Annotated in this window: 30 protein-coding genes; 16 read left to right on the forward strand and 14 right to left on the reverse strand. The window is 68.3% G+C overall.

Annotation, left to right across the window (positions count from 1 at the left end; genetic code table 11):
- Positions 1-17 precede the first annotated feature (17 nt).
- The 3 genes from NA12_RS15185 to NA12_RS15195 form a co-directional block, all read right to left on the reverse strand.
- Complete coding sequence (locus tag NA12_RS15185) at positions 18-869, reverse strand: TIGR02569 family protein (protein ID WP_067450582.1); 852 nt, start codon at positions 867-869, stop codon at positions 18-20.
- 112 nt (positions 870-981) lie between these two features.
- Positions 982-2,205: an adenylyltransferase/sulfurtransferase MoeZ gene (moeZ, locus tag NA12_RS15190; protein ID WP_174551094.1), complete on the reverse strand. Its 1,224-nt coding sequence runs from the start codon at positions 2,203-2,205 to the stop codon at positions 982-984.
- Between the two features lie 78 nt (positions 2,206-2,283).
- Complete coding sequence (locus tag NA12_RS15195; protein WP_371855999.1) at positions 2,284-3,372, reverse strand: DUF3152 domain-containing protein; 1,089 nt, start codon at positions 3,370-3,372, stop codon at positions 2,284-2,286.
- Positions 3,373-3,566: 194 nt separating this feature from the next.
- Between NA12_RS15195 and fasR the strand changes: the two genes are divergently transcribed.
- On the forward strand, positions 3,567-4,250 hold the full coding sequence (gene fasR, locus NA12_RS15200; protein WP_056812916.1) for an HTH-type transcriptional activator FasR: 684 nt from the start codon (positions 3,567-3,569) through the stop codon (positions 4,248-4,250).
- Between the two features lie 56 nt (positions 4,251-4,306).
- On the opposite strand, the gene NA12_RS15205 is transcribed toward fasR, so the two are convergent.
- Positions 4,307-4,534 carry a DUF3107 domain-containing protein gene (locus NA12_RS15205; protein ID WP_067450585.1) on the reverse strand — a complete coding sequence of 76 codons (228 nt, stop codon included), beginning with the start codon at positions 4,532-4,534 and terminating at the stop codon, positions 4,307-4,309.
- Between the two features lie 108 nt (positions 4,535-4,642).
- Positions 4,643-5,176 (reverse strand): YceI family protein, encoded by a 534-nt coding sequence (locus tag NA12_RS15210; protein WP_067450588.1) that lies wholly within the window; start codon positions 5,174-5,176, stop codon positions 4,643-4,645.
- Positions 5,177-5,276: 100 nt separating this feature from the next.
- On the opposite strand from NA12_RS15210, the gene NA12_RS15215 reads away from it, so the two are divergent.
- A complete protein-coding gene (locus NA12_RS15215; protein WP_067450591.1) occupies positions 5,277-6,149 on the forward strand; it encodes a helix-turn-helix transcriptional regulator in 873 nt (290 codons plus the stop codon).
- 1 nt (position 6,150) lies between these two features.
- Here the strand turns inward: NA12_RS15215 and NA12_RS15220 are convergent, their stop codons facing one another.
- On the reverse strand, positions 6,151-6,840 hold the full coding sequence (locus tag NA12_RS15220; protein ID WP_067450594.1) for a ferritin-like fold-containing protein: 690 nt from the start codon (positions 6,838-6,840) through the stop codon (positions 6,151-6,153).
- Between the two features lie 28 nt (positions 6,841-6,868).
- Complete coding sequence (locus NA12_RS15225; protein WP_067450597.1) at positions 6,869-7,915, reverse strand: alpha/beta fold hydrolase; 1,047 nt, start codon at positions 7,913-7,915, stop codon at positions 6,869-6,871.
- A 487-nt stretch (positions 7,916-8,402) separates the two neighbouring features.
- Here NA12_RS15225 and NA12_RS15230 point away from each other — a divergent pair, with 487 nt between their 5' ends.
- From NA12_RS15230 to NA12_RS15250, 5 genes are read left to right on the forward strand one after another with little or no spacing between them, the layout of a single operon-like run.
- Positions 8,403-10,130: a DEAD/DEAH box helicase gene (locus NA12_RS15230; protein ID WP_067450600.1), complete on the forward strand. Its 1,728-nt coding sequence runs from the start codon at positions 8,403-8,405 to the stop codon at positions 10,128-10,130.
- Between the two features lie 48 nt (positions 10,131-10,178).
- Positions 10,179-11,414, forward strand: coding sequence for an Rv3212 family protein (locus tag NA12_RS15235; RefSeq protein WP_067450603.1), 1,236 nt, complete (start codon positions 10,179-10,181; stop codon positions 11,412-11,414).
- Positions 11,415-11,437: 23 nt separating this feature from the next.
- Positions 11,438-12,055 carry an acid phosphatase gene (locus tag NA12_RS15240; protein ID WP_067450606.1) on the forward strand — a complete coding sequence of 206 codons (618 nt, stop codon included), beginning with the start codon at positions 11,438-11,440 and terminating at the stop codon, positions 12,053-12,055.
- Positions 12,052-12,537: a GNAT family N-acetyltransferase gene (locus NA12_RS15245; protein WP_067450608.1), complete on the forward strand. Its 486-nt coding sequence runs from the start codon at positions 12,052-12,054 to the stop codon at positions 12,535-12,537. The genes NA12_RS15240 and NA12_RS15245 overlap by 4 nt, the downstream gene beginning before the upstream one ends.
- 3 nt (positions 12,538-12,540) lie before the next feature.
- Entirely contained in the window at positions 12,541-13,218 is a 678-nt protein-coding gene (locus NA12_RS15250) for an endonuclease V (RefSeq protein ID WP_067450611.1), read from the forward strand.
- A 1-nt stretch (position 13,219) separates the two neighbouring features.
- Here the strand turns inward: NA12_RS15250 and NA12_RS15255 are convergent, their stop codons facing one another.
- Positions 13,220-13,618: a hypothetical protein gene (locus tag NA12_RS15255; RefSeq protein ID WP_067450956.1), complete on the reverse strand. Its 399-nt coding sequence runs from the start codon at positions 13,616-13,618 to the stop codon at positions 13,220-13,222.
- A gap of 147 nt (positions 13,619-13,765) precedes the next feature.
- Here NA12_RS15255 and NA12_RS15260 point away from each other — a divergent pair, with 147 nt between their 5' ends.
- Positions 13,766-14,710, forward strand: coding sequence for a diacylglycerol/lipid kinase family protein (locus tag NA12_RS15260; RefSeq protein ID WP_067450614.1), 945 nt, complete (start codon positions 13,766-13,768; stop codon positions 14,708-14,710).
- Between the two features lie 251 nt (positions 14,711-14,961).
- Positions 14,962-15,216: a WhiB family transcriptional regulator gene (locus tag NA12_RS15265; RefSeq protein WP_022567051.1), complete on the forward strand. Its 255-nt coding sequence runs from the start codon at positions 14,962-14,964 to the stop codon at positions 15,214-15,216.
- A gap of 134 nt (positions 15,217-15,350) precedes the next feature.
- Here the strand turns inward: NA12_RS15265 and NA12_RS15270 are convergent, their stop codons facing one another.
- Complete coding sequence (locus NA12_RS15270) at positions 15,351-16,865, reverse strand: sensor histidine kinase (RefSeq protein ID WP_067450618.1); 1,515 nt, start codon at positions 16,863-16,865, stop codon at positions 15,351-15,353.
- A gap of 31 nt (positions 16,866-16,896) precedes the next feature.
- Complete coding sequence (locus NA12_RS15275) at positions 16,897-17,112, reverse strand: biotin/lipoyl-binding carrier protein (protein ID WP_067450621.1); 216 nt, start codon at positions 17,110-17,112, stop codon at positions 16,897-16,899.
- An 85-nt stretch (positions 17,113-17,197) separates the two neighbouring features.
- Here NA12_RS15275 and NA12_RS35060 point away from each other — a divergent pair, with 85 nt between their 5' ends.
- Entirely contained in the window at positions 17,198-17,272 is a 75-nt protein-coding gene (locus NA12_RS35060) for a 50S ribosomal protein bL37 (protein ID WP_022597109.1), read from the forward strand.
- Positions 17,273-17,352: 80 nt separating this feature from the next.
- Here NA12_RS35060 and rsrA read toward each other — a convergent pair whose 3' ends face one another.
- Together rsrA and NA12_RS15285 are read right to left on the reverse strand one after the other, a co-directional pair.
- A complete protein-coding gene (rsrA, locus tag NA12_RS15280; protein WP_067450959.1) occupies positions 17,353-17,610 on the reverse strand; it encodes a mycothiol system anti-sigma-R factor in 258 nt (85 codons plus the stop codon).
- Between the two features lie 20 nt (positions 17,611-17,630).
- Positions 17,631-18,266 (reverse strand): sigma-70 family RNA polymerase sigma factor, encoded by a 636-nt coding sequence (locus NA12_RS15285; protein WP_165914750.1) that lies wholly within the window; start codon positions 18,264-18,266, stop codon positions 17,631-17,633.
- A 243-nt stretch (positions 18,267-18,509) separates the two neighbouring features.
- On the opposite strand from NA12_RS15285, the gene ybaK reads away from it, so the two are divergent.
- The 6 genes from ybaK to NA12_RS15315 all read left to right on the forward strand — a co-directional run bounded on the left by ybaK (position 18,510) and on the right by NA12_RS15315 (position 23,487).
- Positions 18,510-18,986, forward strand: a complete 477-nt coding sequence (gene ybaK / locus NA12_RS15290) for a Cys-tRNA(Pro) deacylase (protein WP_067450627.1) — start codon at positions 18,510-18,512, stop codon at positions 18,984-18,986.
- An 87-nt stretch (positions 18,987-19,073) separates the two neighbouring features.
- Positions 19,074-19,376, forward strand: coding sequence for a hypothetical protein (locus NA12_RS15295; protein ID WP_067450630.1), 303 nt, complete (start codon positions 19,074-19,076; stop codon positions 19,374-19,376).
- 184 nt (positions 19,377-19,560) lie between these two features.
- Positions 19,561-20,580, forward strand: a complete 1,020-nt coding sequence (locus tag NA12_RS15300) for a FecCD family ABC transporter permease (RefSeq protein ID WP_084472787.1) — start codon at positions 19,561-19,563, stop codon at positions 20,578-20,580.
- Complete coding sequence (locus NA12_RS15305) at positions 20,574-21,662, forward strand: FecCD family ABC transporter permease (RefSeq protein ID WP_067450649.1); 1,089 nt, start codon at positions 20,574-20,576, stop codon at positions 21,660-21,662. The genes NA12_RS15300 and NA12_RS15305 overlap by 7 nt, the downstream gene beginning before the upstream one ends.
- On the forward strand, positions 21,659-22,474 hold the full coding sequence (locus NA12_RS15310; RefSeq protein ID WP_067450653.1) for an ABC transporter ATP-binding protein: 816 nt from the start codon (positions 21,659-21,661) through the stop codon (positions 22,472-22,474). The genes NA12_RS15305 and NA12_RS15310 overlap by 4 nt, the downstream gene beginning before the upstream one ends.
- A 29-nt stretch (positions 22,475-22,503) precedes the next feature.
- Positions 22,504-23,487, forward strand: a complete 984-nt coding sequence (locus NA12_RS15315) for an ABC transporter substrate-binding protein (protein WP_067450656.1) — start codon at positions 22,504-22,506, stop codon at positions 23,485-23,487.
- Here NA12_RS15315 and entS read toward each other — a convergent pair.
- Together entS and NA12_RS15325 are read right to left on the reverse strand one after the other, a co-directional pair.
- A complete protein-coding gene (entS, locus tag NA12_RS15320) occupies positions 23,484-24,713 on the reverse strand; it encodes an enterobactin transporter EntS (RefSeq protein WP_067450658.1) in 1,230 nt (409 codons plus the stop codon). The two genes, NA12_RS15315 and entS, sit on opposite strands and share 4 nt — an antisense overlap.
- Positions 24,710-25,477: an SOS response-associated peptidase gene (locus NA12_RS15325; RefSeq protein WP_067450961.1), complete on the reverse strand. Its 768-nt coding sequence runs from the start codon at positions 25,475-25,477 to the stop codon at positions 24,710-24,712. Before NA12_RS15325 ends, entS begins: the two co-directional genes overlap by 4 nt.
- Positions 25,478-25,500 lie beyond the last annotated feature (23 nt).

The raw sequence follows: 25,500 nt of genomic DNA on the forward strand, positions 1-25,500 counted from the left end.
AGTCAGGGCCACGCGCCCTACAGCGTCAACCGAACCATATCCGCGGTACGCGCCAAACCAGGGAAAGCCTCTGGAGTGGAGCGGGGGTGTAGAGCATGGACCGCCAAGCGGAACATCAAGGCGCGTAACAGCATCTGGGGCCATTCGGGCAGGGTGGCCCAGCGGTCGAGGAGACCGTCGTCGCCGCCGCCCCAGGCCAGTGCGTCGACGACGACTACCCCGGCGGCCCAGGTGGCGGGGCGCCAGTAGGGGGTGATGTCGGTGAGGCCGGGGGTGTGGGCGCCGGTGAACAGGACGGTGCCGAAGAGGTCGCCGTGGACGAGTTGGTCGGGGCCGCGCACGGGTTTGCGCAAGGTGGCCAGCTGGCCGATCAGTTCGAGCGAACGCTGGCCGTCGGCGGTGACGGCGATGGGGACCCCGCCCGCGCGCAGGCTGCGCAGCGGGACCGATTCCCAGGCGGCGCGGTCGGCGGCGACGAAGACGTCCACGTCCACCCAGGGGGCGACTGGCGGCTGGACCAGGAAGCGGGGGCGGTCCAGTTCCGCTGTCGCCTTGTGTAGACGCAGTGAGACCGACACGACTTCGTCGTGGCGGGGTTCGGGGGCGCCGTCCACGTAGGTGTCGGCGCGCCAACCCGAGACAACATAGCGACCGTCGGTGGCGCGGACGGGGCGGGCCACCCGCAGCCCGTCGACCGCGAGGTGTTCGCGCACTTTCGCCGACCACGCGGCTCGGGCATGATCGGCGACGGGGCTGAGTACCACGTCACCCATGCGCCAGCCACCGTCCCAGTCCCCGAGGGAAACCGGCGTCACTTCGCGAAGCCCGAATGTGGCTCGCACATGTTCGGGAGGTTCGACTGAGGTCACGGGCCGTACCGTAACCCCGCGATCACCGGACTCGACCCAAGGCACGCTGTGATAGTCCACTTTGCGACCTCACCGCAATACACGGCGAGGTCGCAAACCGGTGGCTATCGGGTCAGTAGACCGGTAGCGACGGGTCGACCTGCTTGGCCCAGGCCACCACGCCGCCCTGCAGATGCGTCGCGTCGGCGAAACCGGCGCGCTTCAACGCGGCCAGCGCCTCCGCGGAGCGGATGCCGGTCTTGCAGTGCAGCACGATCGGCTTGTGCTGGGGCAGTTCCGACAGCGCCTCGCCGGACAGGATGCGGTCCTTGGGGATCAAGGTCGCGCCCGCGATGTGGACGATGTCCCACTCCACCGGCTCGCGCACGTCGATCAGCTCGACCTTGTCGGCGTCGAGCAGCTCCTTGAGCTCGGCGGCGGTGATGGTCGACCCGGCCGCGGCGGCGGTGCCTTCCTCCGACACCACACCGCAGAACGCGTCGTAATCGATCAGTTCGGTGATCGGCTCGCGCTGCGGATCGCGACGCAGCTTGATGGTGCGGTAGTTCATGTCCAGCGCGTCGTAGACCATCAGACGGCCGAGCAGCGTCTCACCGATGCCGGTGATCAGCTTGATCGCCTCGGTCACCATCACCGATCCGATCGACGCGCACAGCACGCCCAGTACGCCGCCTTCGGCGCAGGACGGGACCATGCCCGGCGGCGGGGCCTCCGGGTACAGGTCGCGGTAGTTGATGCCGCGCCCGTCCGGTGCGTCCTCCCAGAACACCGAGACCTGGCCCTCGAAGCGGTAGATCGAGCCCCACACGTAGGGCTTGCCCGCGAGGACAGCGGCGTCGTTGACGAGGTAGCGGGTGGCGAAGTTGTCGGTGCCGTCGACGATCAGGTCGTATTCGGCGAACAGCTCGACCGCGTTCTCCGGCTCGAGGCGGATCTTGTGCAGCCGCACGTCGATCCCGGAATTGATCTCCAGGATGGAATCGCGGGCGCTGTCGGCCTTGGGTCGGCCGATATCGGATTCACCGTGGATGATCTGGCGCTGCAGGTTGGAGGCGTCGACCTCGTCGAACTCGACGATGCCGAGCGTGCCGACACCGGCGGCGGCCAGATAGAGCAGGGCGGGCGAGCCGAGGCCGCCCGCGCCGATCACGAGAACCTTGGCGTTCTTCAATCGCTTCTGACCGTCGACACCGAGATCGGGAATGATCAGGTGCCTGCTGTAGCGCGCGATTTCGTCTTTGGTCAGTTCCGCGGCCGGCTCGATGAGCGGCGGCAACGTCCCATGAAGAGACACGTGAGAACTCCTGTATCTGTGGCGGCGGGCGCGGCCGTGCATCCGGTGGCCGCTGTGCTGACTACAACAAGACCTGCCGTGCTGTTCTTCCCCGTCCATGCTCTCGCATGAGCGAGGCCACTATCCGCGCGGGTACGGCCACGGGTTGAAACGGCAGGTCTTGCCGTCGGCGGGGACCACGCCGTGGGGGTCGAGTTGGGCGATGTCGTTGTTCCTGGTACCGAAGGTCTGCTGCATCATGATCGGGGCGAGGCCACCGTCGGTCTCGCACGGCTGATGACCGTGATAGCCGATGGCGTGACCGACCTCGTGGTTGATCTGGTACTGCCGGTAGGAGCCGATGTCGCCGTCGAAGGCCAGCGCGCCGCGGACCCAGCGGACCTCCGACAGCACGACCCGGTCGAGGTCGGCGTTGTAGCACGACGAGTCGATCGGAATCTCGAATCCGCAAGCGGCGCGTGTGGTTTGGCGAGAGGTGAGCGAGAGGCGGAAGTCGGCCGGGCCCGCGTCGACGCGCTGGAAACCGAACTTGGGGTCGTTGGTCCAGCTCTTCGGGTTGGCCAGGGTGGTCTCCACCATCTTCGCCACGGCGGCGTCGCCACCGAACGGCGCGGTGTCGATGCCGTCCTCGACTTCGACGGTGTAGCGGAACACGCGCTCGGTGCCCGCGCCGACCTGGGCGGTGGTGCCCGGCACCACATGCCAGGTGCCTGCCGCGCGCTCGACGTACTCGCCGCCCTCCGGCAGCGCGCCCAGCGGCAGATCGGCGGGGAACTTCCCGTCGCCGGGGGGCGCGCCGATGATGCCGGACTGCGCCACCTTGGGGCTCAGCGCGCCGAAGCCGGGAGTACTCGGCGGCGGGAGCGGTCCGGTGCGCACCGCGTCGACGACGACCAGCACCGTGATGGCGAGCAGCACCGGCAACGCGTACGCACGCCACCCGTACGCGGTGACGAAGCGACCGAGCCCGCGCCGCTTCTTCGCCGCGGGCTGGGGGCTGGGTGGGAGACCGGTGCCATCGTCGGTGGGATCCCAGCTGGCACTCAGCGGCTGGCGGGAGCGGTCGGCGGGCTGATCGACCGCGAGCGGATCGTAGACCTGCAACTCCCGCCCCTCCGGCGTCGACATGACGGCACCGGACTCGGCGGGTTGCGTGGAGCGAGCGACATCGCGCCCGCCGTCGGCATGGTCATCCGTCCGATCGGTCACCCCACCAGATTCTCACAGTGGGCATACCCGCCGTACGGGCGGCCGGAGGAGTTCGCCCGGTTACGGCCCGGCGAACTCCGCGGACTGGTACTACATTTCCAGGGCGAGACGCAGGGCGAACACCGTGCGAGTATCGTTCCTGATACCCCGACCCGCACACCCGATGGATCGGGAATCGACTATAGAGAGCCGAGATGACTGACCTCGTGGACCGCATGCCCTCGCGCCGATCGGTGCCGGAGACGGTCCCGGCCAAGCGCGGTACCCGCCTGCCTCGTGACGAGCGCCGCCAGCAGTTGCTGCTCGCCGCCAGCGAGGTCTTCGTCCAGCGCGGCTACCACGCGGCGGGCATGGACGAGATCTCCCAGGTAGCCGGAGTCAGTAAGCCGGTGCTGTACCAGCACTTCGCCAGCAAGCTGGAGCTGTATCTGGCGGTGCTCCAGAACTATGTCGACATCCTGGTGTCGAGCGTGCGCCAGGCGCTGCGCTCCACCACCGACAACAAGCAGCGCGTGCGGGCCGCGGTCGCCGCGTACTTCGACTTCGTCGACAACGAGATGCAGGGCTTCCGCCTCGTCTTCGAATCCGACCTCACCAGCGAACCCCAGGTACAGCGCCGGGTCGAGCAGGCCACCGAGGCCTGTGTCGACGCGGTCTTCGACCTGGTCGCCCACGACTCGGGTCTGGATCCGTATCGTGCCCGGATTCTCGCCGTCGGCCTCGTCGGCGCGAGCCAGTTCTCGGCCCGCTACTGGCTCGAGGCCGACCGACCGGTCCCCAAGGACGAAGCCGTCGACACCACCGTGTCGCTGGCGTGGGGTGGCCTCAAGCACGTGCCGCTCACCGCCGCCCAGCGGGCCTACTCCCAGGACCTCTGAGCTCACAACGAGAAATGCCCCGCCATCGGATGGCGGGGCATTTTTGTGTTCTCAGCTCAGATCGTGGCGAAACCGACCCGGCCGACGGCGGGGGAACCGATCTCCACGTAGGCGACCTTCGCGGCCTGGATCAGGAACTTGCGGCCCTTCTCGTCGGTGAGCGACACGACGCCGGCGGAGCCGCTCAGCGCATCGGACACCAGCGCCTCGATCTCGTCAGGGCTCTGCGCACTGTTGATGACGAGCTCTCGCGGGCTATCCGAGATACCGATCTTGACCTCCACGGCCAACCTCCGAACGTAAGAGTCCTGTGTTGTCGGGTTCCAGGCTAATGCAGTCCGCCGACGCTTGTTCGGCCTGCCCGCGACTTCCGCCGACGGCTGAATTCGAACTCACGGCTCGATCAATTGGATCTCCAGTTCGATCTTCACGGTGTCCGACAGCATGCCCGGCATGGCGACGCCGACGCCGAAGTCGGTGCGCTTGATGGCGCCGGTGGCGGAGAAGCCCGCGTGCCGGGTGCCGTCGGGGAAGTCGGCGAGGCCGCCCCATTCGACGTCGAGGGTCAGCGGTTGGGTGATCGCGCCGAGGGTGGCCTCGCCGGTGACGGTGAAGGTCTCGGCGACCCGAACCGGCTGGGTGGAACGGAAACTCAGGGTCGGGCGGTTGGCGACATCGAGGAAGTCGGCCTGGCGGATATGGGCGTCGCGGTCGGCATTGCTGGTATCGAAGGAATCGAGTTCGATGGTGGCGCCGAGGGTGGCCGCGCCCGCTTCGTCGACGACGAACTCGGTCTCGAAGCGGGTGAAGCCACCGCGCACCTTGGCGATTCCGAGGTGGCGAATGGTGAACGCGACCGAGGAGTGGGCGGCGTCGAGGGCCCAGGATCCGGTCTTCAACTGCTGGGTCTGTGTCGGGGAAGTCATGCCTCCACCCTCACCGGACTGCGGTCCGTTAACCAGACCGCGGTTATCCTGGTCCCCGCAGGGCGTGGCTGAAATATCCACGACCAGGCAGGATCGAGACATGGTTGGCGCAGATAGCTCGGATCATCCCGGTGCCAGGTCGGCGTTCGCGCAGCTGCTCATCGCCCGTCGCGCCGAATTGCGCCCGGAAGACGTGGGCCTGCCCGGCGGCGGCAGGCGGCGCACCCCCGGCCTGCGCCGGGAGGAGGTCGCGGTGCTCGCGGGGGTGAGCGCGGACTATCTGGCGCGACTCGAACAGGGCCGCGATACCAACCCGTCGATGGCCGTCATCGACGCGCTCGGCACCGCGCTGCGGTTCAACGACACCGAGCGAGCCCATTTCGGTTGGCTCGCACTGACCACCGGCAGCGAATCACGGTGCCCCAGCACCGCCTTCGACCCCGAGCTCGATCAGGTGCCCGCCACGCTTCGCGGCGTGCTCGACGCGCTCTCCCCGACCCCGGCGTTCGCGCTCGGGCCCAGGGCCAACGTGCTGGCCTGGAACAGCGCGTGGGCAGACCTGGTCAGCCCGCTCGGCCTGCTCGACAACGCGGACACGGTCAACCTCGCCGTCTGGGCGTTCCGCCATCCCCTGGCACGCACCACGGTCACCGATTGGCCCCAGTTCGCCGACCACCTCGCCGACCAGCTCGTCAGAACACGCCTGCGCCGCCCCGACGACGAACGCATCGCGGGCGTCGTCACCACCCTGTGCGAGGAACCCGAATTCGCCCGCCGCTGGCAACCCCACCGCCTGACCGAGGACATCCCCACTCTCCTCGGCTTCGAACACCCCGCCCGAGGCACTCTCACCTACACGGTGCAGACACTGTCCGCCGACCGCGACCAGCAGGTCGTCGTCTGGCTGCCACGCGAAAGCGTCGCCCGCACACCGGAACTACGCCTGGTTCAGCAACGCGTGGTAGGCGGGTGACCTACAGGCCCAGTTCCGCCATGCGGGCCGCGTGCCGCTGCTGCATGCGGTCGAACAGGGTCGCGATGCCGTTGAGATCGCCGGTGGCCGCGAGGACCAGTTCGGCCAGTTCGTCGCGCTGGGCCATCACGAACTGCGCCTGCGTGATCGCCTCGCCGAGCAGCCTGCGTCCCCACAGTGTGAGGCGGTCGCGTTCGGAACGACTGGCCGCCACCGCGCTGCGGACCTCGTCGACCACGAACTGCGAGTGGCCGGTCTCGGCGAGGACATCGCGCACCACATCGGCGACCTCGGCGGGCAGCGCGCCCGCGATCTCGGTGTAGAAGTCGGCGGCCAGGCCGTCGGCGACGTAGAACTTCACCATCGACTCGAGCCAGGTCGACGGGTCGGTGGAGGAGTGGTAGGAGTCCAGCGCGCCCTGGTACTGCGCCATGGCGGCTTCGGCGTCGGCGCCGCGCTCGGTGAGCGCCGCTTCCAGGGTCTCGAAGTGCGCGAGCTCGGCGGCGGCCATCTTGGCGACGCCGATCCGGCCGCGCAGCGACGGCGCCTGCTTCGCCTCTTCGGCCAGCCGGTAGAACGCGGACAGCTCGCCGTAGGCGAGGACCGCGAACAGCTCCGTCACCCCCGCGTGGTCCGCGGCGAGCGGTTCGGTCGAGAAGAATTCCGGCGCGCTAGAGGTCTGGGCTCCCATGACCGTCAACAATAGTCGCGATCGGTGGTCAGTCGCGCTCGGCCAGGAATTTGTCGAGGTGTGCCCAGGTGGTTTCGCGGGCCTGCGGTCCGGTGAGAATGCCGAGGTGGCTGCCCGCGACAACCTCGTAGGTGACCGAGGGCGAGCCCGACAGCGTGCGCAAACCCGCCTCGACGGCGGCCTTGGGGGTGATCACGTCGGACTTGCCGCCGATCAGCAAGACGGGCACGCGCACGTCGGCGAGTCGGACGGTCCGGTCGCGCAGTTCGAGTTTGCCGTTGCCGATGTCGTTGGCCAGCATCATCCGGCCCCACAGCTGGTTGGAGAAGCGGCCGGGGTAGCCCGGCATAGCGGCCTGGAAACGGTCGATGGATTCCATCTTCGCCAGGTTCGCGGTGTTGGTGATATTGCCCGCGATGAACCTCGGACGCGCCAGCTCACGGTCGTAGGCGGCGAGCCGGTAGGCCAGTTTGGTCAGCGGCGCCGGGATACCGCCCGCGACCCGGACGAGCGTGCTTGCCCCCCAGCCGCCCGTGAGGTCGGCGACAGCGCGCACCTGCGGAACGCCGAGCATCTTGTCGTAGTCGAGCGGCGGGCCGACCCCGGTGACCGAGCGAATCGGCAACTCCTGGTTCGCCGCCGCGGTGAGCAGCGAGAGCATGCCGCCGAGCGACCAGCCGATCAGGTCCACCGGCGCACCGCCGCGGTCGGCGCTCACGCGCAGGATCGCCTCGGGCAGGATGTCGGTGACCCAGTCCTCGAAGCCCATCCGGCGATCGGCGAAGGAGATCTCGCCGTAGTCGACCAGGTAGGGCGCGCGGCCGGTCTCCACCAGATAGCGGGCCAGGCTCTGATCGCGGCGCAGGTCGAAGCAGGTGGCGGGCGCGGCCAGTGGCGGCACCAGCAACACCGCGGAATCGCTTGCGGCAGAGTGGAATTCGGTATCATATCGACGCAGCAGTCGGTGCGGCTCGTCCCACAGCACGGTCGAGGGCGTCGGGTCGACCGGCTCGATGCCCGCGCCGAAGCTCAACGCCCACGCGTTGCGCGCAGCAGTGGTGACGGTGTCGCTCATTCTCACGACTAGAAATGTCTCACACACGGTACCGCCGGTACCAGTGAGCTCGATTACACCCGCGGACACGCGCGAAATCCGGCGCCCCTGAATTGCGCTGCGGCACATCACTCATGCTGAGGTAATCCGATTACCCGCCTATATTCACGTGGCTTTCCACCACGTCGAAATTCGGATTCGGCAGATTATCACGCTACAATCGCCGTGGACAACGCTAGTTTCGACGCCCGGAGATACTCCGCGGCGTGGCAATCCACCGGCGCACAGCGCGGGCGGACAGCGGCGTTGTCCGGACAGCAATGTCGAAGAAAATGTGCGCGCAACGAATCCGCATCACCGCAGCGCCGCGCCGATGACACCGTCTCGACGACCACGCATTACGCCTGGTCGGCGATGGTTATCCGGCGCCGGCCCGGTGAATATCACAGGCGGGTATGTGGTCGTCGCGGGCCGACCGGCCCGCCCCACCTCGTGCGTGCGAGATGCAATGACGAGGAAGGCACGAACACTGAGCAAGATCACTGTCGAACAGGAACCCGGTGTGGCCGACACACTCCTGACGGCCGAGCTGGACAACACCCACATCCCACCGAGTTTCGCCGAATTGGGCGTGCGCGAGGAAATCGTGCGCGCACTCGGTGAGATCGGGATCGAACGCACCTTCGCGATTCAGGAACTGACCCTGCCGCTGGCTCTGGCCGGCGAGGATCTCATCGGCCAGGCCCGCACCGGCATGGGCAAGACCTTCGGTTTCGGAGTGCCGCTGCTGCACCGCGTGGCCACCGCCGACTCCGGCACCACCCCGCTCGACGGCACCCCGCGCGCACTGGTGATCGTGCCGACGCGAGAGCTGTGCATCCAGGTCACCAAGGACCTGGAGAACGCGAGCAAGTACCTGACCAACCACCAGGGTTCGCTGAAGGTCGCCGCCATCTACGGTGGCCGCCCCTACGACACCCAGATCGCCGCCCTGCGCGACGGTGTCGACGTGGTCGTCGGCACCCCCGGTCGCCTGCTCGACCTGGCGAACCAGAACCACCTGATCCTCGGCAAGATCGGCGTGCTCGTCCTCGACGAAGCCGACGAGATGCTCGACCTGGGCTTCCTGCCCGATATCGAGCGCATCCTGTCGATGGTGCCCGACAAGCGTCAGACGATGCTGTTCTCGGCCACCATGCCCGGCCCGATCATCACCCTCGCCCGCACCTTCCTGACCAGGCCGACGCACATCCGCGCCGAACTGGCCAACGACTCCGCGGTGCACGATCGCACCGCGCAGTTCGTCTACCGGGCGCACGCGATGGACAAGGCGGAGCTGGTCGCGCGCGTGCTGCAGGCCGAGTCCCGCGGCGCGACGATGATCTTCACCCGCACCAAACGCACCGCCCAGAAGGTGGCCGACGATCTCGCCGAGCGTGGTTTCAATGTCGGCGCCGTGCACGGCGACCTCGGTCAGATCGCCCGCGAGAAGGCGCTGACGAAGTTCCGCAAGGGCACCATCGACGTGCTCGTCGCCACCGATGTCGCCGCGCGCGGCATCGACATCGACGACGTCACCCACGTCATCAACTACCAGTGCCCCGAGGACGAGAAGACCTACGTGCACCGGATCGGCCGCACCGGCCGCGCGGGCCGCACCGGCGTCGCGATCACCCTGATCGACTGGGACGAGCTACACCGCTGGGAGTCGATCAACAAGGCACTCGGCCTGAACATGGCCGACCCCGCCGAAACCTACTCCCGCTCCCCCCACCTCTACAGCGACCTCGGCATCCCCGAGGGCATCACCGGCGTGATCCGCAAGCCCGCGGCCCCCACCCGTGACGATGACGCGGTGGTCGAGGAGCGCACCGAGCGTCCCAAGTCCTCGCGCAGCCGTCGCCGCACCCGCGGCGGCAGGACCGACGTCGAGGGCACCGGGTCGACCGCCACCACCGAGTCGAGCACCACCGAATCGGCGGGCACGATCGAGTCGACGGACAACGTCGACGAAACGGCCGACGCAGACAAGCCCGCCCGCCGTCGGCGCCGTCGCCGCAAGCCCGCCGAAGCAGGCGAAGCGAGCGCCGCCGAGTCGACCACGGCCGACGACGCCGATGCGCCTGAATCGGGCACTGCCGAGGGCGACGACGTAGCCAAGCCCGCCCGTCGACGACGCCGGCGCAAGCCCGCGGAAGCCGGCGCGCCTGAAGTAGCGACCACCGTAGACGCCTGACCCGACGGCAGCTCCACCCAGCAGAACCGATCGGCTAAGGTCGCCTTCGTGCTCGCACCCGAACGGCGGACGCGCGCCGACATCTTCGTAGCAATCGCGATCGCCGTCACTCTCGTAGTGGCGGCGTTCGTCGTCTGGGCGCGCGCCGATGCCACCGGAACCGATTCCGTCACCGCGACGTCCCCTGTTCCCACCGTCACCGCGGCCACCCAGCTGCCCACCACCCTGCGCGAGCAGTGGCATGCCGCCGACGAGTCGAGTCGGCGGGCGCTCACATCGGGCAATGTGGTGGTGACCGGCGACCACGGCACCGTGAGTGGGCGCGATCCGCTCACCGGTAATCAGCTGTGGTGGTATCGCCGGGACATGCCGCTGTGCGGGGTCGAGTCGCAGTTCGGGACCGTGATCGCCACCTACCGTGATCAGCGCGGGTGTAGCCAGTCGGTGATGCTGGAGGCCGATTCCGGTGAGCGCCGGGTCGCGCGCAGCAGCTACATGGACGATGAGATCCGGGTCAGCGGCGACGGCACCTACCTGCTGGCGCTCGGCGCGAACCGGTTGGAGATGTGGCGTTCGGATCTGGTGCGCACCCTCGAGTACGGCTACGTCGATGCCCCGGTGAACCCGAATACCCAGCCGCGCAGCGGATGTACGCTGCGCTCGGCCGCGTCGAGTTCCTCGCGGCTGGCGGTGCTCGAGCGCTGTCCGGGTGACGCGACCGCCCGGCTGACCGTGCTCAATCCGGCCCCGAAGGAATCGACCGACCCCGAGGAATACGGTTCACGGGCGCTCACCGCGCCGGGTGCCGACGCGCCGGAGTCGCGGGTGATCGCGGTGTCGGACAACAAGATCGCCGTCTACTATCCCCCGACCGAACCCACCGCCACCGGCCTCGGACTGCCCGCCCGGATCGCCGTGCACGACGGCACCGGCAACGAGATCGCGACCTACCCGCTCGCGGCCCCGTGGGAGGAACGCGCCACGGTGACCCGGCTCGGTTCGGCCATCTACGTCTTCACCGGCAACAGCCTGATCGCGTTGAGCTCGAGCACACTACAGCCGGTGTGGACGGTGCGCGACGCGCTCGGTACCCCCGCCCTGATGGCAGGCAGACTGCTGGTTCCGGTCGCCGACGGGCAGCTCGCGGTGGACAGCGGCAACGGCTCGACCGTCGCCCGGATCCCGATCGCGCGCACCGACTACGGCGGCGACACCATCTCCACCGCCGTCCTGGGCAACACGGTCTTCGAGCGACGTGGCGGACAGCTCTACGCGCTGGGCTGAGCCCGCACTGCCATGATGGACCCATGTCCACCCCCGATACCCGCCTGGTCCTGCTGCGCCACGGCGAAACCGAGTGGTCGAGTCAGCGCAGGCACACCAGCGTCACCGACTTGCCGCTGACCGAGCTGGGACAGGCTCAGGCCGTCGCGGCCGGGCTGGTGCTGAAATCCCTCGACCTGCGCGATCCGCTCTGTCTCACCAGTCCGCGGCTGCGGGCTCGGCACACCGCCGAGCTGGCCGGGCTGTCGCCGATCGAGGTCGACGACGACCTGGTCGAGTGGAACTACGGCGAGTACGAGGGCATCACGACCACGCAGATCCGCGAGACCGTCCCCGGCTGGACGGTGTGGACCGCGCCCGTCCCCGGCGGCGAGACGGCCGAGCAGGTGGGTGTGCGGGCCGATCGGGTGCTGGCCCGGGCCGAGTCGGCGTTGGCGCGACGGGACGTGGTCCTGGTCGGGCACGGGCACTTCTCGCGGGTGCTGATCGCGCGCTGGGCGGAGTTCGCGGTGCGCGAGGGCCGTCGGTTCGCGATGTCGACCGGTGCGGTGAGCGTGCTCGGCTTCGATCACGACGCCCGCTCCATCTGGGGCCACAACCTGACGACCCGCACCGAGCCGATCGTAGGAGTGCAACGATGAGCGACCTCGTTCGCCGCGCAACCCCCGCCGACGTCACCGCGATGGTCGGGCTCGTCCACGACCTGGCCGAGTACGAGAAGGCACCCGCCGAGTGCACGCTCACCTCGGAGCAGTTGCGGGCCGCGCTGTTCGGGCCCGCGCCCGCGCTGTTCGCCCATGTCGCCGAGCGCGATGGCGAGGTGGTCGGCTGCGCCATCTGGTTCCTGAACTACTCCACGTGGGACGGCGTGCACGGCATCTACCTCGAGGACCTGTACGTGCGACCCGAGACCCGAGGTACGGGGCTGGGGCGCGCTCTGATCGCGGCGCTGGCCGCCGAGGCGGTCGAACACGGCTACAGCCGGGTGTCGTGGTCGGTGCTCACCTGGAACACGCCGTCGATCGAGTTCTACCGATCGCTCGGTGCCGCACCGCAGGACGAGTGGATCGGCTATCGACTCGCCGGCGCCGAACTGGCGGCCCTGGCCGCCACCGTGAGCTGAACCGTGCGCATCGCGCTGCCCCACGATTGGCCACGGACCCCCGAGGAGGCGATCGCCCTCCAGAACGCCCTGCGCCCTTCGGTCTCCGCCGAGAATCCCGCGCCGCCGCGATTTTCGACAGCGGCCGGAATTGATTCGGCGTATGCCGAAGACGGCACTGTCGCGACGGCCGCCGTGATTATCGACATCGCCACCATGGAAACAGTCGAATCGTCCGTCGCACACGGAGTTTCGGAATTCCCTTATGTTCCGGGACTACTCGCGTTCCGGGAACTGCCCGCGACCGTCGCCGCATTGGAAAAGCTCACCACCACACCGGATCTACTCGTGTGCGATGCGCAGGGTTCCGCGCATCCGCGGCGCTTCGGATTAGCGTGTCACGTCGGACTGCTCACCGGAATTCCGACTATCGGGGTGGCCAAATCGGTGTGGGGCGAATACCGCGAGCCCGGGCCGCGCCGCGGTGACACCGCCGACGTGACGATCGACGGCGAGATCGTCGGGCGGGCACTGCGCACTCGCGACGAGGTGAAGCCACTGTTCGTCTCGGTCGGTCACCGGATCGACCTCGACACCGCCTGCGACCGGGTACTGGCCCTCACGCGGGGTTTCCGGCAACCCGAGACCACCCGCAGGGCCGACCACCTGTGCCGCGAAGCGCTGCGCGCGGCACAGGCCTGAGCTACGGACGCTCGTCGTCGGCGGGGATCTCGCCGTAGTCCTGAGCCATGAAGCGACTGGTGGCCGGCGCGAACAGCGCGGCCAATCCGGCGACCGCGACCACCCCGAGCAAACTCCCCCACAGCGGCTGATGCGAGTCGGTCAGCAACGACCAGGCCACCGGCAGCAGCAGGACGTTCGCGATGACCGCGATCGCCCGTCCCCAGCGTTTGCCACGCAGCAGCCCGATCCCCGCGGCGAGCACGCCACCGAACAGCACCCCGAACCAGATCGCGGTGCCGACCCCGCTGGCCGCCGACTGGTCGTGTCCGGTGAGCGCCCGCACGATCAGCACGATCGCGGTCACCAACCCGGCCAGTCCCTCCAGCGAGACCAGCCCACCGGCCACCCGCACCGTCATCGGGATACCGGTGGACACCTGGTCGCCGCTCTCGCGCTGGTCACCGTCTGTCACGTCCTGCTCTGCCACGCGCCCCAGCCTACGACGAAGCGTCGTGGCGCCCCGGCGCGCGCCGGGTGTTCGCTCGCGCGCACTACCCTCGGCACTGTGCGGACGCTGCTCATTGTCAATCCCAATGCCACCTCGACGACCCCGGCCACCCGGGATCTGCTCGCGCACGCCTTGGAGAGCCGCACACAGCTGACCGTTGCGCACACCCAGCATCGCGGCCACGCGGCCGAACTGGCCCAGTGGGCATCGACCCAGGAAATGGACCTGATCGTCGTGCACGGTGGCGATGGGACGGTCAACGAGACCATCAACGGATTCCTGCCGGTGCCCCAGGTCGACGACGATCAGGTGTGGCGCCCACGTCTCGGGATCATCCCCGGCGGCTCGGCGAACGTCTTCGCCCGCGCGCTCGGCATCCGCGCCGATCCGGTGACGGCGACCAACCAGCTCATCGATCTGCTGGCGCGCGACGCCGACCGCCGGATCGGGCTCGGCCTGGCCGACGACCGCTGGTTCACCTTCAGCGCCGGCGTCGGTCTCGACGCCGATGTGTGCGAGTCGATCGACACCGCGCGCGCCAAGGGCCGCAAGGCGACGCCCACCCGCTACCTCGCCACCACGGTGCGGCAGTTCTTCCGGGCTCGGGGTCAGGATCCGAGCGTCACCGTCGAGGTCACGGGACGGGATCCGGTCGAGGAGGTCTATTACGCCTTCGTCACGAATTCGAGTCCGTGGACCTATCTCGAGGAGCGTCCGATTCGCACGAATCCCACCACGACCTTCGAATCGGGCCTCGGCGTGTTCGCGGTGAAGTCGATGAGTGTGGCCCGCACTCTGCTGCTTGCCCGGCAGTTGCTGGCCGAGAACGGAAACCCCAAGTCGCCCATGCTTTTCCGGGCCGATGACGTACCGTCGGTGCGCATCGAGACGGGCCGCGAGATCGGCCTGCAAATCGATGGCGACTTCATCGGAAAACGCAAGATGGTGCATTTCACATCTGTCCCCGGCGTGCTGGACGTGGTGGCGCCCAAGCCGTCCTGATCTTCGGGCGGCGAGAAAAATCTCCTGGTTGCGCTGCGAAAACCCGCGGACGCGAGTACAAAGGACCGGGCAGGTTCCCCTAGCGGGTACCTAGAGCGTGATCTCCCCCACGGTGCGCCGGAGACCTATTGACATCTACGGTGATCGTGAAAGCATTCACAAGCAACTGTGCGGAAACATTCGAGTCGCACAAGTGAACGATCCACTAACTACAGGCGCCCTTTGTGGCGCCCTCGCAAAGGAGCAGAGGAATGGACTGGCGCCACAAGGCCATCTGTCGCGATGAGGACCCCGAACTGTTCTTCCCGGTGGGTAACAGTGGTCCTGCGCTCGCGCAGATTGCCGATGCCAAGCTGGTCTGCGCCCGCTGCCCCGTCACGGCCGATTGCCTGTCATGGGCCCTCAAGTCCGGACAGGATGCCGGCGTGTGGGGTGGAATGAGCGAAGACGAGCGTCGCGCGCTCAAGCGGCGCAACGCGCGCACCCGTACGCGTACCTCCGTCTGACATCGACGGACCTGGCGTTGCCGGGCCACCAGCCCCGGTCCGGTAACGCATGTGTGAGAACCCGGCACCTTCACGGTGCCGGGTTTATTGTTGCCCACCTGAGCTTTTCGTGAGGTTCAGGCTTTTCGTGAGGTTCAGCGCCCGGAACGACGTCCGAGCGGAACCCGCAACACCGCGTCGGTGCCCACATCGGCACCCGGATGCAAACCGATCGAGCCGCCCAGTTCCGAGGTCACCAGGGTGCGCACGATCTGCAAACCCAACCGGTCGGAACCTTCCAGGCTGAACCCCGAGGGCAGGCCGCGGCCGTCGTCGGAGATGATCACATCGAGCCAGCGCGCCGAACGTTCCGAGCGAATCGTCACGGTACCGTTCTCGCCCGCGTCGAAGGCGTGCTCGATCGCGTTCTGCACCAGTTCGGTCAGCACCATCACCAGCGGCGTCGCCCGTTCGGCGGAGAACACCCCGAGTGAACCCGCGCGGCGCACCTTGATCCGCGCGGTGTGCACCGTGGCCACATCCGCCATGATCGGCAGCAACCGGTCGATGACCTCGTCGAGGTCGACTTCCTCGTCCACCGACATCGACAGCATCTCGTGCACCGAGGCGATAGAGGTGACCCGGCGCACCGATTCCGTCAGCGCCACTTGTGCTTCCGGGTTCTCGGTGCGGCGGGCCTGCAACCGCAACAGCGCCGCCACGGTCTGCAGATTGTTCTTCACCCGGTGGTGGATCTCACGGATCGTGGCGTCCTTGCTCAGCAGCGCGCGATCGCGCCGCTTCACCTCGGTGACATCGCGCACCAGCACCGCCGGGCCTGCCAGTCGCCCGCCCGGACGCAGCACCAATGTGCGCAACAACACCGTCGCCCCGCGTGCCTCGACCTCCATCCGACGGCCGGTTCGACCGGCCAGCGCGGCCTGGATATCGGCCACCACCTCCTGGGCGTCGAAGGGGTCGGTGATCAGGGAACGGGTGGTCACCGCGAGATCCTGGCCGACGAGGTCGGCCTGCATCCCCATCCGGTGGTAGGCCGAGAGCGCGTTCGGACTCGCGTAGACGACGATGCCCTCGGTATCGAGGCGAATGAAACCGTCGCCCGCGCGCGGGCTGGAGTGCGTCGCCGCGCGATCCTCGGGTGTCGGGAAGCTGCCGTCGGCGATCATCTGGCACAGATCGTCGGCGCACGAGACGTAGGCCGTCTCGAGGAAACTGCGGACCCGCGAGCGCGCCAGGTCGGAATCGCGGCTGAGCACGGCGATCACATCGTCGCCGCAGCGCACCGGAATGGCTTCGCGCACCGCGTGCGCCGGGCTCGGGTGATAGACCCCGCTCACCTCGACCTCGGTGTCGGTGCGCACGGTGTTCCCGCTGAGCAGGGCATCGAAGACCTGGGGGAAGTCGGCGCGCGAGGCGGTGGTGTCGACCTTGTCGTCCAGATGCACGGTCGGCGCGGTCGTCGGCCGGATCTGGGCCACGCACACCACATCGGCACCGTCGGTGACCGGGCCCGCGCCCACCCACAGCAGCAGATCGGAGAACGAGAGGTCGGCGAGCAACTGCCAATCGCCCACCACCCGTTGCAGATGGTCCACGGCGATGCCGGGAAGGTCGGTGTGTTCGGCCAGGAGCTCGCTCAGTGTTGCCACGCTGGATCTACCGCTTCGTCGCTCGGGTGAGTTACGCGATGGTGGCGATGAGGTCGCCCGCCTGCAGGACCTGACCCGGGCTGACATCGACCGAGGTGATGTCGCCCTCGACCTCGGTGAGCACCGGGATCTCCATCTTCATCGATTCGAGCAGCACCAGCGTCTGGTCGACCCTGACGTGTTCACCCACAGCGACCTCGACGGCGAGCACGGTCGAGACCATCTCCGCGCGCACTTCTTCAGGCATGGCACCCCTTCGTTCGTATCCGCCGAAGCTACAGCCAACCACACATGAAACAATGGCTTTCGACCAGACATAGAAGGGAGCTCCCATGGGTAAGCGTGGACGTAAGAAGCGCAGCCGCAAGGGCAACGCCGCGAACCACGGCAAGCGTCCTAACGCTTGAGTCGTGCCGCTGCGCACAGACGACAACAGCACGCTCTCAGAAGCTTCTGAGAGCGTGCTGTTTCCGTATGCGGGGTGGGATCAGCCTTCGGTGGTCTCGATCCTGGTCACCGTGATGCTCCGGTGGATCTCGAACTTCAGCCGGTCGCGCAGACCTTCGGGAGCGTGCTCGCCACCGCATTTGCGGCTGAGCAGACCCTTGATCTTCTCCTCGATGCCGTAGGCCTCGATGCACGGGCTGCAGTGGTCCATGTGCTCCTGCAGGCGCTGGCGGGTGGCCTGATCGCACTCGTTGTCGAGCATGAGCCACACATCCGCGAGGACCGCGGTGCAGTCCATGTCGAGATCGGGATCGTCACTCACTTGACTACCTCCTGGCGTTCCCCACGGTCGAATCCACGTTCGCGCGCCACATCGGCGAGCAGGCCCTTGAGCTGCTTGCGTCCGCGGTGCAGCCGAGACATCACCGTACCGATGGGGGTGCCCATGATGTCGGCGATTTCCTTGTACGGGAACCCTTCGACATCGGCGTAGTACACCGCCATCCGGAATTCCTCCGGCAACTGCTGGAGCGCGGACTTGATCTCGTCGTCGGGCAGCGCGTCCAACGCCTCCACCTCGGCCGAGCGCAGGCCCACCGAGGAGTGCTCGGCGGTGGCCGCCAGCTGCCAGTCGGTGATCTCGTCGGTCGGGTACTGCGCGGGCTGACGCTGTTTCTTGCGGTAGGAGTTGATGTAGGTGTTGGTCAGGATCCGGTACAGCCAGGCACGCAGATTGGTGCCCTCCCGGAAGGACTTGAACCCCTGGAACGCCTTCACGAACGTCTCCTGCACCAGGTCCTCGGCATCGGCCGGGTTCCTGGTCATGCGCAGGGCGGCGCCGTAGAGCTGGTCGATCATCGGCAGCGCGTCGCGCTCGAACCGGGCCGCCAGCTCGGCTTCGTCGACTTCCGTGCCGGACGCACCGTCGGACACCACGTCGTCGTCGCTCGTCACACCAATCCCTTCGATCGCCGTAGTAGCCGAATCTACCGGCACGACGGAATCGAGAGGCAATCGCGCACCCCGTGACAGGACAGGACGCTCCTCCAGCAGCAGTGTCACTATCTCTCCTTCACGTCGTCGGCGGGCCGCGTTGGCTTGTCACCTGTGTGCAACATGCACCCCCGCATTCGTGTTCCCGCACCGGCGCAAATGTGGTTGCCGGACCGGGCGTGGTCGCGATTAGGGTGACCGCTTATGTCGACTCCCGCGATCAAAGCCCTCAGCGGTATCGCGCACCGTGTGCATTCCTATTCCCACGATCCGCGGGCGGAGTCCTATGGCGACGAGGCCGTCGACGCGCTCGGCGACGCACTGGGAGTGCGGGCCGCGCAGATCTTCAAGACACTGGTGATCGAACTCTCATCCGGTGCGCTCGCGGTGGCCGTGCTGCCGGTGCCGGCGCGGCTGTCGTTGAAGGCGGCGGCCGCCGCGCTCGGCGCGTCGAAGGCGAACATGGCCGACAAGACCAAGGCCGAGCGCACCACCGGCTATGTGCTGGGCGGGGTTTCGCCGCTGGGTCAGCGCAAGAGGTTGCCCACTGTTGTCGACGCGTCCGCGCTCGACTGGGATCGGGTGCTGTGCAGCGCGGGCAAGCGCGGGCTCGAAATCGAGTTGGCGCCCGCGGATCTGGTGCGCGCCTGCGCGGCCGTCACCGCCCCGATCACCAGCTGAGGCAATCCGATCGGCGCTTCGCTCCGAATAAACTCGACGCATTCTGCGCCCGGTACGACTGATTCGACCCGAGGATGTGATGCGAAAATGTCCGCTCGTTCGACGATCGCCGCTCTGATGATCACCGTCGGAGCCCTCGCCTTCGCCCCGACCGCCGCCGCCGTCCCGCAGGTGGTTCCGCCGTCCCACGCCGAACCGGGTGACTACCCGCTCAACGGTCAGGGCACCACCCCCAAGAATTCGCCGAAGACCGCACCCGAAACCGACGAGCGGGCCGAGAAGGCCGAGAAGCTCGGCGGTGGGGTCGCCACCGAGGTGATCGATCTGATCACCGGAATCATCAAGTGCGGGTTGAACATCGCCACCGATTCGGTGCCCTGCAAGCTCTGACGACTCGTACGCGGCCGGGCGGGGGCGCCCACACGACGTCCACGCCCGGCCGCGTCGCGCTCGGAGTTCCTCGCCCACAGCGTGGCTCCACCACCGTAGCTAATCTGAGGCTAAACTAACTTCGAGCGGTGGCAGCAACGTTCCCGGCCACCGCGCCAGTGCCGCGAAGCGAGGAATAGCCGCTGTGTCCCGAGCCACCGTGACCGCACAGCGGACACCACTGTCGCGCACCGCCGTGCTGTTGACGCTGGTCGCGGCGCTGATCATCCTGCTGGCCGGTGGACTGTTCGTCGGCAGCGGCGACTTCACGGTCGACGACGCCTGGCGCGCCCTGTTCAACGAGGGCGGGCCGACCACGCTCGGCGTGATCCGAGAACAGCGTATCCCCCGCACCCTGCTGGCGGCCCTGGTCGGCGCCGCCCTCGGTGTCGCGGGCGCGGTGATGCAGGGACTCACCCGTAACCCGTTGGCCGACCCCGGCATCCTCGGCGTGAACGCCGGTGCGTACTTCGCGATGGTGCTCGGTTCGGTCCTGGTCGGCGCCGCGGGCACCGACTACCTCTGGTGGTCGCTCGGCGGCGCGTTCGTCGCGTCGGTGCTGGTGTATTTCGTCGGCTCGCGGGGCATCGGCGGGGCGAGCCCGGCCAAACTCGTCCTCACCGGCGTCGCGATCGCGTCGATGCTCAGCGGACTCGCGTTCGGGCTCACCATGATTCATCCCCGCACTTTCGACGCGATCCGTGGACTGCTGATCGGCACGCTCGACGGGCGCGGGTGGCCGCAGCTGTCGGCCACGTGGTTACTGGTGCTGATCGGGTCGGTCGGCGCGCTCGCGCTGTCGGGCTATCTGAACGCGCTCGCCCTCGGTGACGACCGGGCCAACGCGCTCGGTGTGCCGGTCACCGCGGTGCGCGCGGTCGGCTTCGTGGTGGTGACGATGCTCTGCGGCGCGGCCACCGCGGCGGTGGGGCCGATCACGTTCGTCGGTCTGATGGTGCCGCACGCGGTCCGGATGGTCGTCGGGCCCGACCATCGCTGGATGATTCCGCTGTGTCTGGTGGTCGGGCCGATCGTGCTGGTCGGCTCCGATCTCATCGCCCGGGTCGCCACCTCCAGCGAACTGCCGGTCGGGATGGTGACCGCGTTCCTCGGCGCGCCGGTACTGATCTGGCTGGCGAGCCGGGCGAAAGGAGCGCAATGGTGACCACCACCGATGCCCCGGCGGCCGCCCGCTGGCCCCGCCGGGTGCGGTTTCTGCGGGTGCCCGCGATCGGGCTGAGTCTGCGCGTCGACATCGTCTCGGTGGCGATCACCGGCGCGCTGCTGGTGGTGACCGCGGTGGTCGGGGTGTGGTCGCTCGGCGCGAGCACCACCCGCGCACCGGGCCTCGGGTTCATGCAGGTCATCGAGGTATTGGCCGGTCGTGTCAGCGGTGCGCCCGCCAATCACGTCGCGACCTGGCTGCCGGTCGTCGTCACCGCGATTCTCGGCGGGGCCTCACTGGCGCTGTCCGGCGCGATCTTTCAGACCATCACCCGCAATCCGCTGGGCAGCCCGGACATCATCGGGTTCACCACCGGCGCCAACACCGGCGCGCTGGTGGCGATGCTGGTGCTCGGACTCGGCTCGGGCGGCGCCACGATCGGTGCGCTGCTGGGGTGTCTACTCACCGCGCTCGTCGTGTATTTCCTCGGGATGCGCGGCGGAACCGCCGATTTCCGGTTCATCATCGTCGGGATCGGCGTCTCGGCGATGCTGTTGTCGTTCAACGGCTATCTCATCGCCACCTCCGATGTACAGAACGCCGGGGTGGCGGCCGCGTGGGGCATGGGCAATCTGCGCGATCTCACGATGGCCGACACCGTTCCGGTGTTCGTGACACTGGCCGTGCTCGTGCCCGCGCTGATCGTGGTGGCGCCACGGATGCGGATGTTCGAGCTCGGTACCGACTCGGCCGCGAGCAAGGGCGTCGACACCGCGCGCACCCAGGTGATCCTGCTGGTGGTCGGCGTCGGTTTCGCGGCCGCGACCACCGCGGTCGTCGGGCCGATCGCCTTCGTCGCGCTGGTCGCGCCGCAGGTCGCGGCACGGATCACCCCGAGCGCCGGCATTCCGCTGGTCACCTCGGCGGCGGTCGGCGCCACCCTGTTGGTCTCCAGCGAGGCGGTGGCGCGCACGATCCTCGCGCCGCAGACCATGCTCCCGGTCGGGGTGGTCACCACCTCGCTCGGCGGTGTGTATCTGCTGTTCCTGTTGCTCGCCCAGTCCCGAAAGGCACGGCCGTGACAAGCAATTTCGAGGCCCGGCTCACCGGCGCCGGTCTGCGGGTCGGGTACGGCGAGCGCACCGTCATCGCCGACCTCGACGTCGTGGTGCCGGACGGGTCGTTCACCGTCATCGTCGGACCCAACGCGTGCGGGAAGTCGACGCTGCTGCGGGCGCTGTCGCGGCTGCTGCGACCGCAGCACGGCGCGGTGCTGCTCGACGGCAAGGAGGTGGCCGGGTACGGCGGCAAGGAATTCGCCCGCGAGGTGGGGCTGCTACCGCAGCAGTCGATCGCCCCGGAGGGGATCACCATCATCGATCTGGTCTCGCGTGGCCGCTTTCCCTATCAGAAGATGTTTCGGCAGTGGACCGACGAGGACCAGCGCGCGGTCGATGTGGCGCTGGAAGTCACCCGGCTCACCGAGTTGTCGACCCGGCCGGTGGAGGCGCTGTCGGGCGGGCAGCGCCAGCGGGTGTGGATCGCGATGGCACTGGCCCAGCAGACGCCGATCCTGCTGCTCGACGAACCGACCACCTATCTCGACCTCGGGCATCAGATCGAAGTGCTCGAGCTGTGCGTCGGCCTCAATCGGCGGGGCACCACCCTCGTCGCGGTGCTGCACGATCTCAATCAGGCGGCTCGCTACGCGTCCCACATCATCGCCATGCGCGGCGGCGAGATCGTGGCTGTCGGTCCGCCCGCCGAGATCATCACCGCCGAGCTGGTCGAACAGGTCTTCGGCGTGTACGCGCAGGTGATCGATGATCCACAGACCGGAACACCACTGGTGGTTCCGCTGGCAGCGGATGCTGTCCGCATCGACAGCGTGTGACCATCCGGACTCGACCGAGAAGGAGAACCATGTCGACACGACGTCTCAGCGTGGCCGTCGCGGTGCTGGCGAGCATGATCCTGGCCTCGACCGCCTGCGTGAAATCCGACAACGACACCCACGAGGTGTTCAACGACCCCGACGGCTCGCCCGGTTACTCGCTGCCCGATCAGCCGCGAGTGGTGGCGCTGGGCTGGTCCGACGGCGCGGTCGCGGCGGAGCTGGGCGTGGCGCCGGTGGCCATCTACGACTGGATGGGTTTCGGCGCGGCCACCAAGGGCGTCGGCGAGTGGGATGCGGCGGCATTCGGGGGCGCTACGCCCGAGCTGATCTCCGCGCAGAGCGCCGGTGAGTTCAATATGCAGCAGATCGAGGAACTCGATCCCGACCTGATCCTCGACGTGCGCGCCGAGGCCGACAGCGCGGTCATCGACAATCTGCGCAAGATCGCGCCGGTCGTCACCGCGCCCGACGGCACCGCCGACTACGCGGTGAACTGGCGGACACAGGCCGAGATCATCGGCGCGGCCCTCGGCAAACGCGCCGAGGCGGACAAGATCATCGCCGAGACCACGACCGCGCAGGAGACCGTCGAGCGCGAGCACCCGGAATTCGCGAACAAGACCTTCGTCTACAGCGCCAAGTTCGGCACCGCGTACGGCGCCTACCTGCCGGGCGACGCGCGCTTCGACTTCTTCGCCGAACTCGGGTTCGTGCCCAATCCCCCCGTCACCCGGTTGCAGAGTTCCGGGTTCTTCGCGCAGGTCCCGGTGGAACGGGTGGGCGATCTCGACGCGCAGACCGCGCTCTTCACGACCATCGGGTTGCCGTTCGCCGACCTGGAGAACGACACCCTGATCAATTCGCTGGCCGTGGTTCGAGACGGTCGGGCCGTGAAACTGCCGGAGAACGATCCGACCGTGCAGGCGCTGTCGGCGGGTACCCCGACATCGCTGCGCTTCGCGCTGGAGCGGATCACCCCGCAGCTGGCCAGGATCGCCGCGACGGGTTAGTCGGTGCTGCCCACCCTTCGCAGTGTGGCGAGCCCACACCAGCCGAGGACGGTCAGCGCGCAGCCGCCCGCGCCGTAGACCAGGAAGACCTCGCGGGTGGGCACGGCGCTCGACACCAGACCGGCCACCACCGCGCCCGCCGACAGGGCGATGGTGAGCTGCGCGGTCCACAGGCCCGACACCCGACCACGGAACTCGTCGGGTGTCCGGGCCTGCACCACCGCGAATCGCGCGATATCGCTGACCACCCGGCCCGCACCGTGCGCGGCCAGACCCGCGAAGACCACCACGGTGACGCCGACCAGGCCTGCCCCGAGAATCCCGGCCGCGCAGACCAGGGTGGACACGAAGATCACCTGTCCGCCCCGACGGATCGACCCGGTCCAGCCCGAGGTGAGCGATCCGAGCACCGCGCCGACCGCGGGCGCGGCGAACAACAGGCCCGCGGTCGCCTCGCCGCCGTGCAGTACCTCGCTCACATATTCCGGGACGAGCACCGTCCACCCCGACATCAACATGGTCACGCAGCCGATCAGCAGCGTCGCGCCGACGATCCGGTGCCCGGCCACGAAGCGCAATCCCGACAGCACGGCCCGCAGCGGTGATTCGGTGTGCCCACGCTCGACGATCATCGGGCCGAGCCGGGCGATGAGCACGGTCGTCACCAGGCTCGCACCGGCGGCCAGCCAGAAGTTGGCGGCGACCCCGAGCCAGGCGATGAGCAGCCCGGCCAGCGCGGGTGCGGCCATCGAGCCGAGATCGGCCGTCAGCGCCATCAGCGCCGCGCCCGCGGCCAGTTTGTCGGACGGGATCAGATTGGGCATGGCGGCGACCAGCGCGGTCTCGGAGATGCCGCCGGTCAGTCCGTCGATCACGGCGCAGACGAGAATCAGCCACAGGCGCGGCTCGGGCAGCATGGCGTTCACCGCGAGCAACGCGAACCCGAGGGTCGCGGCCGCGCGCGAGGCGACGATGACCGTCCGCCGGTCGTAGTGGTCGGCCGCGGTCCCGCCGGCCAGCGTGCCGAGGAAAGCGGAGATCCCGATGACGGTCGCGACCGCGGCGACCTGCGCGGTCGACCCGGTGAGTCGATAGACCTGGATCGGCAGGGCCACCACCAGGAATCCGATGCCGAACACCGAGATCGTGCGAGCGAGGAACAGCGTGCCGAACGCGGGACTGGTTCGTAGCGGCGTCAGATCGATCGCGAACCTGCGCGCGCTCACCGCGCGATGTCGCTGGTCCCGTCGGACACGAGGAGTTCGGGCCCGTTGTTGCGCACGTTGTTGACCAGTGTGGAAACCGGGCGCGCCACGATCGTCGCCACCTCCGCCGGCGAGGGCGGCTGGAGCAGCTCGCCGGGCGCCGGGTGATCCGGGTCCAGCCAGGCGTCCCAGTGCTCGCGCGGCATCGGCAACGGCATCCGGTCGTGGATGTCGGCCAGTTCGCCGCTCGCGTCGGTGGTCAGGATCGTGCACGACATGAGCGGCTCGGCATCGGGCAGGCCGCGATCGCGCCAGACCGACCACAGTCCGGCCATATAGAGCAGCGAGCCGTCGCTGTGCGACATGTAGAACGGCCGCTTCACTGCCTTGCCCTTGCCGGTCGGTGACGGCTCGACCAGCCACTCGTACCAGCCGTCCATCGGCACCAGACAACGCTTGTGCTTCGCTGAATCACGGAACGAGGGCGCGGTGGTGGCCTTGTCGGCGCGCGCGTTGAACAGTGGCTTGCCCTTGGCGGGTACGCCGGGTTCGGCCGCCTTGGTCCAGTGCGGGATCAGGCCCCAGCGCATCCGCCGGATCCGCAGACGCGGGTCGTCGTCGGGTTCGCCGTGCGCGTGGCGCTCCACGACGGTGAGCACCTGGGTGGTCGGCGCGACGTTGTAGCTGACGGCGGCGTCCGGCTCGTCGAGCCCCGTCTCGTCGACGGCGTCCAACTCGGCCGCCAGTCGGCCCGGATTCGTGGTCGTCGCATATCGTCCACACATAGTGGTCAACATACGCGCGGGGA

It is taken from the genome of Nocardia alba NBRC 108234 (assembly GCF_001612665.1).
Classification (GTDB): domain Bacteria; phylum Actinomycetota; class Actinomycetes; order Mycobacteriales; family Mycobacteriaceae; genus Nocardia; species Nocardia alba.

Bases quoted from the DNA above. Each gene is read 5' to 3' on its own strand.
- moeZ (WP_174551094.1), bottom strand. From the start codon at position 2,205: ATGCACGGCCGCGCCCGCCGCCACAGATACAGGAGTTCTCACGTGTCT.
- fasR (WP_056812916.1), top strand. From the start codon at position 3,567: ATGACTGACCTCGTGGACCGCATGCCCTCGCGCCGATCGGTGCCGGAG.
- NA12_RS15210 (WP_067450588.1), bottom strand. From the start codon at position 5,176: ATGACTTCCCCGACACAGACCCAGCAGTTGAAGACCGGATCCTGGGCC.
- NA12_RS15215 (WP_067450591.1), top strand. From the start codon at position 5,277: ATGGTTGGCGCAGATAGCTCGGATCATCCCGGTGCCAGGTCGGCGTTC.
- NA12_RS15220 (WP_067450594.1), bottom strand. From the start codon at position 6,840: ATGGGAGCCCAGACCTCTAGCGCGCCGGAATTCTTCTCGACCGAACCG.
- NA12_RS15225 (WP_067450597.1), bottom strand. From the start codon at position 7,915: ATGAGCGACACCGTCACCACTGCTGCGCGCAACGCGTGGGCGTTGAGC.
- NA12_RS15230 (WP_067450600.1), top strand. From the start codon at position 8,403: ATGACGAGGAAGGCACGAACACTGAGCAAGATCACTGTCGAACAGGAA.
- NA12_RS15240 (WP_067450606.1), top strand. From the start codon at position 11,438: ATGTCCACCCCCGATACCCGCCTGGTCCTGCTGCGCCACGGCGAAACC.
- NA12_RS15245 (WP_067450608.1), top strand. From the start codon at position 12,052: ATGAGCGACCTCGTTCGCCGCGCAACCCCCGCCGACGTCACCGCGATG.
- NA12_RS15255 (WP_067450956.1), bottom strand. From the start codon at position 13,618: ATGACGGTGCGGGTGGCCGGTGGGCTGGTCTCGCTGGAGGGACTGGCC.
- NA12_RS15265 (WP_022567051.1), top strand. From the start codon at position 14,962: ATGGACTGGCGCCACAAGGCCATCTGTCGCGATGAGGACCCCGAACTG.
- NA12_RS15275 (WP_067450621.1), bottom strand. From the start codon at position 17,112: ATGCCTGAAGAAGTGCGCGCGGAGATGGTCTCGACCGTGCTCGCCGTC.
- rsrA (WP_067450959.1), bottom strand. From the start codon at position 17,610: ATGGACTGCACCGCGGTCCTCGCGGATGTGTGGCTCATGCTCGACAAC.
- ybaK (WP_067450627.1), top strand. From the start codon at position 18,510: ATGTCGACTCCCGCGATCAAAGCCCTCAGCGGTATCGCGCACCGTGTG.
- NA12_RS15295 (WP_067450630.1), top strand. From the start codon at position 19,074: ATGTCCGCTCGTTCGACGATCGCCGCTCTGATGATCACCGTCGGAGCC.
- NA12_RS15305 (WP_067450649.1), top strand. From the start codon at position 20,574: ATGGTGACCACCACCGATGCCCCGGCGGCCGCCCGCTGGCCCCGCCGG.
- NA12_RS15315 (WP_067450656.1), top strand. From the start codon at position 22,504: ATGTCGACACGACGTCTCAGCGTGGCCGTCGCGGTGCTGGCGAGCATG.
- NA12_RS15325 (WP_067450961.1), bottom strand. From the start codon at position 25,477: ATGTGTGGACGATATGCGACGACCACGAATCCGGGCCGACTGGCGGCC.